Annotated in this window: 16 protein-coding genes; 13 read left to right on the forward strand and 3 right to left on the reverse strand. The window is 48.4% G+C overall.

Annotation, left to right across the window (positions count from 1 at the left end):
• Nucleotides 1-16: 16 nt before the first annotated feature.
• Nucleotides 17-328: an RNA-binding protein gene (locus IPP66_16815; GenBank protein MBK9926935.1), complete on the reverse strand. Its 312-nt coding sequence runs from the start codon at nucleotides 326-328 to the stop codon at nucleotides 17-19.
• Nucleotides 329-438: 110 nt separating this feature from the next.
• Between IPP66_16815 and IPP66_16820 the strand changes: the two genes are divergently transcribed.
• From IPP66_16820 to IPP66_16860, 9 genes are all read left to right on the forward strand, one after another.
• Complete coding sequence (locus IPP66_16820) at nucleotides 439-768, forward strand: hypothetical protein (GenBank protein ID MBK9926936.1); 330 nt, start codon at nucleotides 439-441, stop codon at nucleotides 766-768.
• Nucleotides 769-906: 138 nt separating this feature from the next.
• Nucleotides 907-2,022, forward strand: coding sequence for an endo-1,4-beta-xylanase (locus tag IPP66_16825; protein ID MBK9926937.1), 1,116 nt, complete (start codon nucleotides 907-909; stop codon nucleotides 2,020-2,022).
• A gap of 81 nt (nucleotides 2,023-2,103) precedes the next feature.
• Entirely contained in the window at nucleotides 2,104-2,484 is a 381-nt protein-coding gene (locus IPP66_16830) for a hypothetical protein (GenBank protein MBK9926938.1), read from the forward strand.
• A gap of 63 nt (nucleotides 2,485-2,547) precedes the next feature.
• Nucleotides 2,548-3,198: a hypothetical protein gene (locus IPP66_16835; protein ID MBK9926939.1), complete on the forward strand. Its 651-nt coding sequence runs from the start codon at nucleotides 2,548-2,550 to the stop codon at nucleotides 3,196-3,198.
• Nucleotides 3,199-3,201: 3 nt separating this feature from the next.
• Nucleotides 3,202-4,062 carry a UbiA family prenyltransferase gene (locus IPP66_16840; GenBank protein ID MBK9926940.1) on the forward strand — a complete coding sequence of 287 codons (861 nt, stop codon included), beginning with the start codon at nucleotides 3,202-3,204 and terminating at the stop codon, nucleotides 4,060-4,062.
• A gap of 15 nt (nucleotides 4,063-4,077) precedes the next feature.
• On the forward strand, nucleotides 4,078-4,299 hold the full coding sequence (locus tag IPP66_16845; protein ID MBK9926941.1) for a hypothetical protein: 222 nt from the start codon (nucleotides 4,078-4,080) through the stop codon (nucleotides 4,297-4,299).
• Nucleotides 4,296-4,556, forward strand: a complete 261-nt coding sequence (locus IPP66_16850) for a hypothetical protein (GenBank protein MBK9926942.1) — start codon at nucleotides 4,296-4,298, stop codon at nucleotides 4,554-4,556. The genes IPP66_16845 and IPP66_16850 overlap by 4 nt, the downstream gene beginning before the upstream one ends.
• A 37-nt stretch (nucleotides 4,557-4,593) precedes the next feature.
• Nucleotides 4,594-4,875 (forward strand): hypothetical protein, encoded by a 282-nt coding sequence (locus IPP66_16855; protein MBK9926943.1) that lies wholly within the window; start codon nucleotides 4,594-4,596, stop codon nucleotides 4,873-4,875.
• Nucleotides 4,876-4,949: 74 nt separating this feature from the next.
• The gene (locus IPP66_16860; GenBank protein MBK9926944.1) at nucleotides 4,950-5,600 is read left to right on the forward strand and encodes a response regulator; all 651 of its coding nucleotides are present in this window, start codon (nucleotides 4,950-4,952) and stop codon (nucleotides 5,598-5,600) included.
• A 3-nt stretch (nucleotides 5,601-5,603) separates the two neighbouring features.
• On the opposite strand, the gene IPP66_16865 is transcribed toward IPP66_16860, so the two are convergent.
• A complete protein-coding gene (locus tag IPP66_16865) occupies nucleotides 5,604-6,242 on the reverse strand; it encodes an RNA methyltransferase (protein ID MBK9926945.1) in 639 nt (212 codons plus the stop codon).
• 74 nt (nucleotides 6,243-6,316) lie between these two features.
• Here IPP66_16865 and IPP66_16870 point away from each other — a divergent pair, with 74 nt between their 5' ends.
• Both IPP66_16870 and IPP66_16875 read left to right on the forward strand, forming a co-directional pair.
• Nucleotides 6,317-7,933: an adenylate/guanylate cyclase domain-containing protein gene (locus IPP66_16870; protein ID MBK9926946.1), complete on the forward strand. Its 1,617-nt coding sequence runs from the start codon at nucleotides 6,317-6,319 to the stop codon at nucleotides 7,931-7,933.
• Nucleotides 7,897-10,209, forward strand: a complete 2,313-nt coding sequence (locus IPP66_16875) for a tetratricopeptide repeat protein (GenBank protein MBK9926947.1) — start codon at nucleotides 7,897-7,899, stop codon at nucleotides 10,207-10,209. The genes IPP66_16870 and IPP66_16875 overlap by 37 nt, the downstream gene beginning before the upstream one ends.
• Here IPP66_16875 and IPP66_16880 read toward each other — a convergent pair.
• A complete protein-coding gene (locus IPP66_16880) occupies nucleotides 10,206-10,607 on the reverse strand; it encodes a hypothetical protein (protein MBK9926948.1) in 402 nt (133 codons plus the stop codon). The genes IPP66_16875 and IPP66_16880 overlap by 4 nt on opposite strands.
• Nucleotides 10,608-10,647: 40 nt before the next feature.
• Here IPP66_16880 and IPP66_16885 point away from each other — a divergent pair, with 40 nt between their 5' ends.
• Nucleotides 10,648-11,205, forward strand: coding sequence for a pseudouridine synthase (locus tag IPP66_16885; GenBank protein ID MBK9926949.1), 558 nt, complete (start codon nucleotides 10,648-10,650; stop codon nucleotides 11,203-11,205).
• A gap of 18 nt (nucleotides 11,206-11,223) precedes the next feature.
• Nucleotides 11,224-12,243, forward strand: a complete 1,020-nt coding sequence (locus IPP66_16890; GenBank protein ID MBK9926950.1) for a LysM peptidoglycan-binding domain-containing protein — start codon at nucleotides 11,224-11,226, stop codon at nucleotides 12,241-12,243.
• The last annotated feature ends 37 nt before the right edge of the window (nucleotides 12,244-12,280 follow it).

Raw genomic sequence — 12,280 nt, forward strand, 5'->3', positions numbered from 1 at the left:
TCGTCCACTGTCTGCATTAATCATCAAAGATATCTTCGTAATCCATGCGGTCTTTTTCTTTCCAAGACATATCTTTCTTGGTGGGGTGAGGCGCTGATTCGTTGACCTTGAGATCACGCCCGTGGAACTTGGTCCCATGCAGGGCTTCAATGACGGCCCGAGCGGCGTTATCGGGCACTTCTACAAAGCCAAAGCCACGGCTCTTGTAGGTTTTCTTATCCAGCCCGATGCGGGCACTGATCACCTCGCCGAACGGTTTCACCAGCTTGGTCAGGTCCGCGGCGGTGGTGGTAAACGGCAGATTGCCAAAATACAATATTTTGCTCATAGTTGTTGGGTATCCATGCAGGCAGTGTACTCAGTTTACGCCGTATGCGCAAGCCGTTATACTTGTCGCAAAACGAGATCAACCCATTGGGAAATAGAATAGGAGATACGATGGTACAACAATTCAAGAACATGAATGAACTGGTCGAATATCTGGGGACGATGGAACAACGCATAAAATTCCTCGAGGAGGAAAACCATCGATTGCGTTCCGCTCCTGCGCCAACGGCTGGCACAGGCAATGTAGATGAACGTACGATTGCGAAATATGTCGCCACCTTTTTGCCTCTTACGAACATTGTGCATCCTAGCTTTCTCAAGCGGGCCTTCGCAGTATGGGGTCACTATTTTGTGGCGCAACTGATTATTAGCCTGCCGTTTACGATTATCTATTTTTGTTTGGTCGCAACATTACTGAATGGGACCTACCCAAGACCTTAGATGTTACGATCTTCCAGTATAAGCAATGGCCCGTATTTTCTGCTGTAGCCATATCTCAATTGTCAGATCATGTGATATAGGAGTTATATTTTTATGAAGCTCTCGTCTCGTTTTATCAGTTTGGTGCTTGTGTCCATTATGTTGGTAGGATGTGGCGCTCCGCAAGTTTTGCCCACTGCAACTGCCTTGCCGCCTACGAGCACATCTACATCCACACCGCTTCCCACCGCAACACCGACCGATACACCGACGCCTACAGCGGTCCCTCCCACGCCCACGATCATCCCTACCAGTGAAGTCTCTTTGCGTGAACTCGCGTCCCAGCGTGGACTTTTGTTCGGCGCTGGCGTATCGGCGCAACAACTCGCGGAGGACAATTACGGTGCGCTTGTAGCCCGTGAGTTCAATCAGATCACGGCCGATAATGCGATGAAGTTCAAGTCGCTTCACCCGCTTCAGAAGGTCTATGATTTCAAGGTGGCTGACAAACTGATCGCCTTTGCCCAACAAAATAACATGGTGGTTCGTGGTCATACGTTGGTGTGGCACAGTCAACTATCGAGTTGGGTCGAGAACGGGAATTTCACACGCGATGAAATGATCGCCATTCTCAAAGATCATGTGACTACAGTGGTCAGCCATTATCGTGGACAAGTTGAGTATTGGGATGTGGTCAATGAAGCCGTGGCCGACGAAGACGGGTCTCTGCGTGATACGGTCTGGCTCAGAACGATTGGCCCTGAATACATCGACATGGCGTTCCAATTCGCGCACGAAGCCGACCCAAAGGCCAAGCTGTTCTACAACGATTACAACAACGAAGATATGGGTATGAAATCGAATGCCGTCTACGATCTCGTAAAGGGAATGGTGGAACGCGGTGTTCCCATTGATGGCGTTGGATTACAAATGCACCTTATCCTTGAGTCTCCTCCTCAAACGGCAGACGTGATCGAGAACATGAAACGCTTGGACGATCTTGGGTTGGAGGTCAACATCACTGAATTGGATGTCCGTATGAAGGTCCCGGCCAGTGATGCGGATTTGTCCGCTCAGGCAACGGTTTACGGCGATATGATGCAGGCATGCCTGTCCGTTCCCAATTGCAAGGTCTTCACGATCTGGGGTTTCAGCGATCGGCATTCCTGGATCCCAGGGTTTTTCGATGGCTACGGCTCCGCTTTGATCTTTGACGATGCCATGAACCCCAAGCCTGCCTATCTGGCATTGCTGAACGCTCTGATGCAAAAATAAATGACGGACGATGGATCACAATGACGAATGACCCATCGTCCGCATTTCGTTTAGAGACTGTGTATGTCATAAGGGACAAATATGGTAACGAATTTTCTGCTTTGCTTTGTTGGAACTTTCCTTCTTGGGAGTATGGTTTTTCTTGCATTAGCCATTCGCGTTGTGCGGGAAGATACGCGCCTGACCGTGTATCGTCTTGGGCGCAACATTGGCGATAAAGGTCCCGGGTTGGTTTTTCTCACTCCGTTCATCGATAGAGGCGTGATCAAGAAACTGGGAGACCCCGATGAGGCTCCCAGTCGCCAGTATGTGGGCGGTGTCGGAGAAACGATCACATCCGTGTTTCGTGATGGCAAAGTTTTGTTCTCAAGCGGGGAGTGGGATGCCGTCAGTCAGATGCCCATCTCTTCGGGCAAACGTGTGCGTGTGGTTCGAATGATCTTGGAAGTGGAAGAAGAATAGAAGAACTGTCAGCGAGACGCACGGGAATGCAGATATGAATTCTTTTGACAAGGAGATGACAGCATGAACATACGACTGGGTGTGTACGAGATCTTTTCACGTATTGTCCCAGGTGGGTTTTATCTAGCCGCCATCTTGCAACTACTGGTCGTTATGGGAGTACTTCAACTGGATTGGCAATCTGTTGATAATGTCTCGCTCTTGATGTCTCTTGGGTTGGTCGTTGTTTGCTACATCTTGGGAGAAGCCTTTGATATGTTCGCTCTGGCATGGTTTCGACTGTTCAAGAGATCTGGCTATAGCGCTCGCACCTTTGCACTCTTCAAACAAAGGCATCAAGACCGTTGGGAGATCGATTTCAAAGAGAACGATTGGCCTATTCTATTGGCTTTCATTCGTACAAAGAATTTAGAATTGGCTGGTGAGATCGAGCGTCATAACGCCTTGTCCATTATGTTACGGAATGCCAGCCTTGCGCTGTTGCTCATGGCAATTAATAGCTTTATACAATTCCTACTGGTACGAAGCGAAATTTATATCGGGGTTGCATTGATCTTTCTGGTGATATCCCTGCTTATCATTTACGAGTCCATTAAGTTCCGTGGCTGGTTCTATGGCAGTATCTTTGAAACAATGCTTGCTTATCGCATCGATATCGAGGATTCCATCAAGCCGCTGAAAAAGCCTGCGAAACCAAGCAAAGGTAATAAATGAAGAATGCTCAATAAAAAGCTCAGGGGTATCATTCAAATCTTTCGGCCCGAATTGCCTTTTTCTGCTGGTGTCTGTGTTGTTCTCGGCGAAATTGTTGCGCTTGGAAAATTCCCGTCTCTGCGTGAAATGGCCTTGGGATTTATCTGCGGTTTTTTTATCTCGGGTTCCGCCATCGTTTTGAACGATTACTTTGATCTCGAAGTGGACAAGGTCAACGCTCCGACTCGTCCCTTGCCCGCAGGGATTGTCTCACCCTTTGAAGCGATACTCGTCACTGTAATCGCGTCTTTCATCGGGTTGTCTGCTTCTTTTCTAATTAGCGTCCCTGCCTTTGTGCTTTGTCTTCTTTTTTGGCTGATCGGTTTCCTGTACAACTGGAAGTTCAAAGAAGCTGGGTTGCTTGGGAACTTGATGGTAAGCTCATCTGTGGCGATCACCTTTATCCTTGGTGGCATGGCAGTGGGTGACGCATGGAACAAGATCGTCTGGTGTTTTGCGTTGATCGGTTTCTGCATCGACCTTGGCGAGGAAATTGCTGGTGATGCCATGGATATGGAAGGGGATAAGAAGCGTGGCTCAAAGTCCATTGCCCTTATGAAAGGGAAGCGCTTTGCCCTTTCTATCTCAAGTTCGCTTTTTGGCCTTGTGATATTGGTTAGCTTGCTTCCTGTCCTTTTTGGCTGGTTGGGTGTAAGTTATCTGGTGATGATCTCCATCATGGATGTGTTGATCATTGTATTCACGGTTAGGCTCCTGAAAAGTAAAACATCTGCAGAAGGCGTGCAATCCATGCGCGGAATTTATCTAGGTGCACTGATTGGAATGCTCGCGTTTATCATTGGAAATGTTTTCAATAAACTATAGTCTTGGAGAAATTAAATGTCTGATATCAAATACGAAATTGTGCAAAAGATCAGTGTGCTTTCCACATCCGCCTCTGGCTGGGCGAAGGAACTGAACCTGATCAGTTGGAATGATCGTGATCCGAAATATGACCTGCGCGATTGGTCTGCGGATCACGAAAAGATGGGCAAAGGTGTTACGCTCACACGAGAAGAATTGACCGCGTTGCGAGATGTGCTGAATGGGATGGAGTTATGATACCTGATAATAAGTACGGTCCGCTTGAGAAATATTTGCGCAGTCTTCCTATCAGTCAGGAAGAGGTCACGATGGGCTTTGAGTTTATCGAGCAAGTGTTGAATAGTGAATTGCCGCCATCTGCCTATGAGGATCGCTCCTGGTGGGGAAATCAACGACAGGGCACCTATGTCGAAGCCATTGCATGGATGGATGCGGGCTGGATGGTGGATACTGTTGATCTTATAGGGAAACAGGTCCACTTCGTGAGGCAATAGCTGTCGCCTATATTGTGCCATCGGTTACAATACCAATATGGATAAGATAAAACCTGTTGAAAAGATTGCGTCTTTGTATGGGATTTCGCTCGAAAGTGCCAAGTATTTTTTAGGTCGCGTACAGAAGAGCTTTAAAATAGAGAAACCGCCTCATACCCTGATTTGGGAGTTCATCGAGGCGCAGGGCATAGATTACCTCCCTGAGCCCTACGATATTGCCTCCTTGATGTATGAAGGCGGTATTTGGGTTGTCCCCTTGAACTCCCCGCCCCCGCTCCTAGTGGACGAGGAAGAACTGGACTTTGAAGAGGATGAATAGAGCGATAGTTTCAAATTTGTTGTAGAACTTGCAACTTTTCTCACCAAACGCATGGAAAGGGATAAAATAACGCCATGACCACAGAACAAGGCTACTTACTCGTTGTTGAAGATGTGCCAGATATTCTGGAATTGTTGGATGAAACTCTCAAATTCAAGGGCTACCGTGTGGTTACTGCCACCAATGGGGAAGCGGCCATGGAACAGATCGAGAAAGAACGCCCTTCGCTGATCATTACCGACATCCTAATGCCCAAAATGGACGGCTTTAGCCTTGTTCATCGCTTACGCCTTGATCTTGCCACGCGCAATATCCCAGTCATGTTCCTCTCCGCCACGTATATTGCCCCCGAAGATAAGGAATTTGCCCTCACCATCGGCGTGACCCGCTTCATGGAGAAGCCAGTCAACCTCGAAGAGTTCTTCCCATTGGTCGAAGAATTGTTGAAAGAAGGCGCTCCCGATGCGAAGTCGTTGAATGAGATCGAGTTCTATGAGGGATACCGCAAACGTCTTGAGATCAAGCTGAAGCATAAGAACACTCAGATCGCCCGCGATCAGCACTTGCTTGAAACGCTTCAAGAGGCACAAAAGCAGTCCTTCAAGGCATCCATGCACGTCACCCTGCGTGAGAAAGACGAGATCCAGAAATTGCTCGATCAGATCCGTGAAAAGATCGATGAACTTTCTGAGAAGGAAGAACTCTCTGAGAAAAAGGACGAATAGTCTTTATCTCAACGCGTACGCCGCAACACTGAATGCGATTGCTACATTGAACGACTTTTTCTCCCCACGCATTGGGATGTAATAAATTTTGTCACACAGGTCAAGCAGTTCGGGGTCAACACCTGTTACTTCGTTACCAACGATCAATATTTCACGCTGAGTGGAACGGCGTGCAGATGAAGCGCCATTGAGTGAAATGGCCTTTTCGTCCTCCTCCAACGCATACACTTTCCAACCTTCTTTTTTCAAACCTTTGACAAGTTTCACGGCATCCTTGTGATAGGACCATGTGACTGAATCTTCTGCGCCGAGCGATGTCTTGGTCACCGCCTCATTCTCAGGGGTGGGGCTGATGCCACACAAATAAGCATGGTCAAACCCGAATCCATCTGCTGAACGAAAGATCGAACCCACATTCCACGCCGACCGAACATTATCCATGAGGACAGAAAATTCCCTTCTCTTAACGGGAGATGGAGCGGGGCGATCAGGCTCGGGTTCAAGGATCAACTGTCGGGTAAGGATGACGCGTGTGCTTCCCATGCAGATCGGGCAACGTGTGCCGTGAGTATTTCCCTGCACAAGTGGATAGCGAAGTCCGCATGAATCACACACTCTGATTTCAAAGGAGTTATTTGGCATGGCAGGATTATATAATACCTGCTCGTGAAATCAATAATTTGCGATGTGGCAGGAAGGCGTGCTACAATCTACCCATGCATCGAGTGGTCCCTGAGATAATTGTTGAAAATTACAAGGCCGGGCATTTTAGGGGAGAGTTCCCTGCAGTAGGCATGTTCCTTGATCTTTCTGGCTTTTCGGCCATGACCGATACGCTCATGCAACATGGGCAACATGGTGCCGAGGTGCTGGCGGGTTTGATGCACGGTGTGTTTGACCCGCTCGTGGAGAGCATTTTTGAATATGGTGGCAAGATCGTCAGTTTTGCGGGGGATGGCATCATGGCGCTATACCCGATTGATGCGGATGAAAAAACGCTGGCATTGCGTGCGCTTACTTCGGCATGGTTGATCCAGCAACGCATGAAAGAACATCCCGATCGGCAGACGGTGTATGGTAAGTTCACTTTTTCCATCAAGATCGGCTTATCGATTGGTGCAGTATCGTGGGGGATTTTGCGGGCAGAAGATGGCAAGCAGGCCACTTATTATTTTCGTGGCACGGCTGTGGATGGTTCCGCAGATGCCGAGCACAGGGCGAATGCGGGTGAGATCATTCTGACGGATACATTCAGAGAGCTCTTGAATGATGCGTTGGAGACATCGCCTCTCGATTCTTTCCACCGATTTGATGGGCTTCGCGCCAAATTGCCTGATCCTCGCTCGGATATTTTTCTGCCAGTTGACCCTGGCACTTCCAGCATCTTTATGCCGGAAGAAGTGGTGGTTCATGATGTGCGCGGTGAATTTCGCCAGATCGTGAACTTGTTCATGCGCGTTCCAGACCTTCCCGATACCAAACTGGAGCAATTTGTCCGCATCATTTTTGAACTACGTGAGGAATACGGTGGTTTGTTATCGCGCGTGGACTTTGGGGACAAGGGATGTAATGTGTTGATCCTGTGGGGGGCGCCGGTCGCATATGAAAACGATATCGGACGTGCCCTCGATTTTATTCTTGACTTGCAAGCGCGTGTGGATTTTCCCATCACTACCGGTATCACCTATTACATTGCTCACGCCGGGTATCTCGGAAGCGAAAAATGCGAGGAATATACTTGCTATGGATGGGGTGTGAACCTTGCATCCCGTTTTATGATGGGCGCGCCTCTTGGTGCCACCTGGGTGGACGAACGCATTGCGCGCAGACTTTCAACTCGTTTCAATGCGGAATATGTGGGGTCTCAAAAATTCAAAGGCTTTTCGGCGAAACAAAAAGTGTTTGAATTGAAAAGCCGTAGTGACGTCGAAGATGTGATCTATCATGGTGCGCTGGTCGGCCGTGAAGAGGAACTGGAAGCGCTAAAGAAGTTTGCCGAACCCTTGTGGCAAGGGACATTTGCCGGGGTTCTGCTCGTCATGGGAGATGCAGGTATCGGTAAGGGCCGCCTTGTGCATGAATTTCAGTTCTCTGAATTGTTTGAAGTACATAGGGCACTTTGGGCAGTTTGTCAGTCCGATCAGATATTCCGTAAATCCTTCAACCCTTTGCGCCGTTGGTTATTCCGTTATTTTGGATTTTCAACGAGTCATTCCCCTGAACAACGCAAGGATCTGTTCGATGCCAAGATTGGGGCGTTATTGGCTTCGATCCTCATCCAGACCTGCAACAAGAATTGGAACGGACACAATCCTTCCTTGGCGCGCTTGTAGATGTGTACTGGCAAGATTCGCTCCATGCACAACTGGATGCTGAGGGACGCTATAACAACACATTCCTCGCTTTGATCGCCTTTTTCAAAGCTGAGAGTTTACGTCAGCCCGTTGTCCTGTTTTTGGAAGACCTTCAATTTACCGATGAAGATACGAGAAGCTTTTTACCCCGCTTGCGGCGTTCGTTAATGGCTGGGACTGTTTCATATCCGGTCGCTGTGATTGTCTCCTCGCGGCCCGGAGGGGAGCCCCTGGCCAATGACATTATCCATGCTCGCATTGACTTGCGTGGTTTATCGAAAAAAGCGGCGGACGCCCTGACTGAAGATGTTCTGGGTGGCACTGCTTCACCCGAACTGAAAAAGTTTGTTGCGAAAAAGTCCGAGGGGAACCCCTATTTTATCGAGCAGATCGTCCGTTATTTTCAGGAAGAGGATGTGCTTGAGATGAGCAAGGAAGGGTGGAGTCTGATCGGAAAGCCGCGTGATACGATTGTGCCGGGAGATATAAGCGCAGTTTTGATTGCTAGACTCGACCAGTTGACGCGTGCTGTGCGTGAGACGATCCAAACTGCCGCTGTGTTGGGGCGTGAGTTTGAAGTGCAGGTCCTTTCGCAGATGTTGCGAAATGAAGAGTGGGTTTTTGACCATGTCGCAAAGGCAGAGAAAGCGGCAGTCTGGCAAAAGCTTACAGATATTCGCTACCTCTTTTCGCATGGACTTTTACGTGATGCGGCGTATACAATGCAAATGCGTGCCCGGCGTCATGAACTCCACACCCTTGCCATGAGCGCTTTAGAAACACTGTATGCTGACAATTTGAGAGGGCACTATGTCGAATTGGCATACCATGCTGAGTGTGCCGACATTATCCAAAAGGCGCGTACTTATTACACACTTGCCGGGAAAGAAGCGTCGGAGTTGTATCAAAACTCGCAGGCAGTGGATTATTTTTCTCGGGCACTTTTGTTCATATCCACTACTGATCTGGTGACGCGTTACGACTTGGTGTTCGAACGTGCAGGGGTTTACTCTCGTATTGGTAAGCGTGACCTGCAACTAAAAGACATTGAACTTCTCACGAAATGGGCAAGTCAACTGAATGATCGAGATCGTATTGCAAAGGCGATGATGTCTCGTTCGGCGCATGCCTATTTTACAGGGAATTTTTTAGCGGCCATTAATGCCGCAAAACAGGCACAAGATTGTTCCGACGAATTGGCCGATACCGAACAAGCACTGTATACACATGTCGTTTGGGCTGTTTGTCTGCTTCGCATTGGGCAGATGGATGAAGCCATGCAACATGCCAAAGAGGCGCTGAAACGGGACCGACGGGTTGGCAATAAACGAGAGATCAGCCGCATGCTCAGTGCCATGGGTTGGATTGCGTTGGATCAAAATCAACCCACTGAAGCGCATGCTTACTTGGTGGAAGCATTGGAGCTTGCCCGTGAAATTAAAGACCCAGCCTTGGAGGCGCGAGCACTCAATCAACTCGCATTACTGGAAAGTTCAGTTAATGGAAATTATGCTCTTGCCCAGACCTACCTGGATGTTTGCCGTTTACTTGCGCATAAAGTTGGAGATCGGTATATGGAATCAGGGGCTCTCGGCAACCTTGGCTTTGTGATGGGAGCGCAGGGCGATTTAGATCTTGCCCGCTCCTGCCATGAACAGTCTTTGATTCTTGTCCGTGAAAGTGAAGATATTAATCAAGAGGCATTTACTCTTGTAAACTTGAGCGCTATTCATGCCATTCAGGGCGATGTTGATCTGGCATTGCAAACTGCCAGGCGAGCAGTAGAAATATCAAAGGCGATCTCGGAGCGATCTGGACAAGCCTGGGCAGAGTTGTATATGGGGCATGCCTATTTGTTGTTGGGTGATGTTGAAAACGCTCGTGTTGCTTATCAGACTTCTATCACGATTCGTGAAGAGTTAAAGCAACAGTCTCTTTTGATGGAGCCTCTCGCCGGTTTGGTCGAATCCTATCTACAAGAAAATAACTTCGACGCGGCCTCGCAGATTGTGGAACAGATCCTCGCTTTTCTTGAAACAGGTTCAGGTCTGGACGGAACGGATGAACCTTTGAGAATCTATTATGCATGCTATATCCTCCTCAAGAAAAAACAGGATCCACGTGCAACGCAGATCCTGCAAACAGCAAAGAAAATGATAGAGGCTCATCTAGCTCGCTTGCAAGATGAAATTGCACGCAAGCGCTATGTTGAAAACATCCCCTGGCGCCGAGCCATATATAAGCTTTCGGGCTAAGGGGCTTTTCCTACCCCTGGATCGCCATCGGTCATTTCAAAGGTGTCATTGTCAATCTTGCCGGTGTAATAGTATGGATCTCCGTTCCCATCGAAGATCACCAGCCTTCCTTTTCCCATATTCGAAAGGCCAGGAATTGTTATCTTATATCTTTGGTTGATATGTTGTCCATTCTTTTTGATGGAAAAATTATTGAACCAAGTGATCGGGTGCCCATCGTGCATGTGAGTTGGCAAATCATCTATGCTGAGTTTCTCAACCTCGTAGTCGCCATCCTCTTCGATCTCAATATCGACTTCAACCTCATTGTCTTTGTGCTTATTGATTCTGAATTTCTTCCTTAACTTGCCGTCTTTGTGAACTTTCCCAGCAATAACAACTTTTTTTTGATTAGCCATTTTTACTCCTCGCTTCGATATTTGTCATTATAATCCCGAAATGCGAACCATCCTTTTCAACAAACCTTACGGTATCATTTCGCAATTTACTGATGAGGGCACAGGCCATCCAACGTTGAAGCAATTTATCGATGTGCCTGATGTTTACGCCGCTGGTCGCCTCGATCGAGACAGTGAGGGCCTGTTATTACTTACTGATGATGGTTCCCTCATCAAACGTCTGACCGACCCAAAGCATCACATCGAAAAAACTTACTGGGTAATGATCGAAGGCGACCCGACACAGGACAAATTGGCACGTCTCGAACGTGGGATTCAGCTCAAAGATTATAGGACACTCCCTGCCAAAGCCCGCCTCATACCGGACCCGAACCTGCCTCCTCGACCCAAGCCTGTTACGCCACATGGGCCTACTTCATGGATCGAGATCAAACTCCGCGAGGGGAAGAAGCGACAGATCCGACATATGACTGCGGCTGTTGGGTTGCCTACTCTGCGCCTTTTTCGTGTTGCCATTGGTGGGATTTTCCTCGGTGATATGGAAGTTGGTACATGGCGCGACTTAACTCAAACCGAAATGAAGTTGTTGAAACGGTAAAAACTGTATAATCGTCTTGTGAAGCGACGATCAATTTTCCCTATCCTTGCCGTACTTTGGGCGCTCTTGGCCGCAGTCTTATTTCCTTCGTCTTCTCATGCAGAAGTGAATGATGCGCCTCAATATGCTGGCTCTGCATTTGACCTGATTAACGCCGTCAATGCCTTGCGCAGTTCTAATGGTTTGCCAGCGTATAGTATCAGTCCCATTCTGATGTATACCGCTCAATCGCAAGCAGATTTTATGGCCGCTACCGGGGATGTGACTCATACTGGGGCAGGCGGTTCAACTGTGACTAGTCGTTTGCTTGCCGCAGGTTATCCATTGGCTGGCGATTTATCATTAGGTGGCTTTCGTTCAGAGAACATCATTGGTGGATTGGAGAGCATGTCCGCACAGGATGCTGTAACTGCATGGACGGGGGATGCTCCACATCTGACAACGATGCTTTCCTCAGACCTTTCAGAGATCGGTGCCGGTGTAACGGTCACTGGCGGACGAGTATATTATGTGATCGATACGGCGCTCCCCAAGAGTGGTGGGGAAGGGGCGTCAGCGGTGACACCGGTAGTTGTGGATGGAACAGTTGTCCCTGCGATAGGAGGCGCGGTCATTCCCGTTGCGATCAGCACTCCAAATGCAGATGGGGATGTCTTCCATGAAGTGAAGGCTGGTCAAAGTCTCTGGCAGATCGCGATTGACTACAAGGTCAAGATCGATGACATCAAGCGTTTAAATAACTTGTCGAATAATGACATTTACCCCGGTGAAAAGCTTTTGATCAAAGATAATGTTCTCTTGGTGACTGAAACCCCAACTGAAACCATGACCGCCGAAGTGACTACGTCATTCGCGCCGACGGCTACGCTAATACCTGTGACAGTGCCAGCTACATTGACGGCCATTGCTCCGACCCACGTCCCTCAACCTGCTACAAGTAATAATCGCAGTATCACAGGGGCGGTTCTCGGCATTATCGCTTTGGCCTTGGTGGGCGGATGGCTATTTATCTGGCTGGGCGATTCAAAAGAAAAATGATATTTGGCTAAGACGTTGTAAATCAACAACAGGCGAT

This window comes from Candidatus Defluviilinea proxima, assembly GCA_016721115.1.
Classification (GTDB): Bacteria; Chloroflexota; Anaerolineae; order Anaerolineales; family Villigracilaceae; genus Defluviilinea; species Defluviilinea proxima.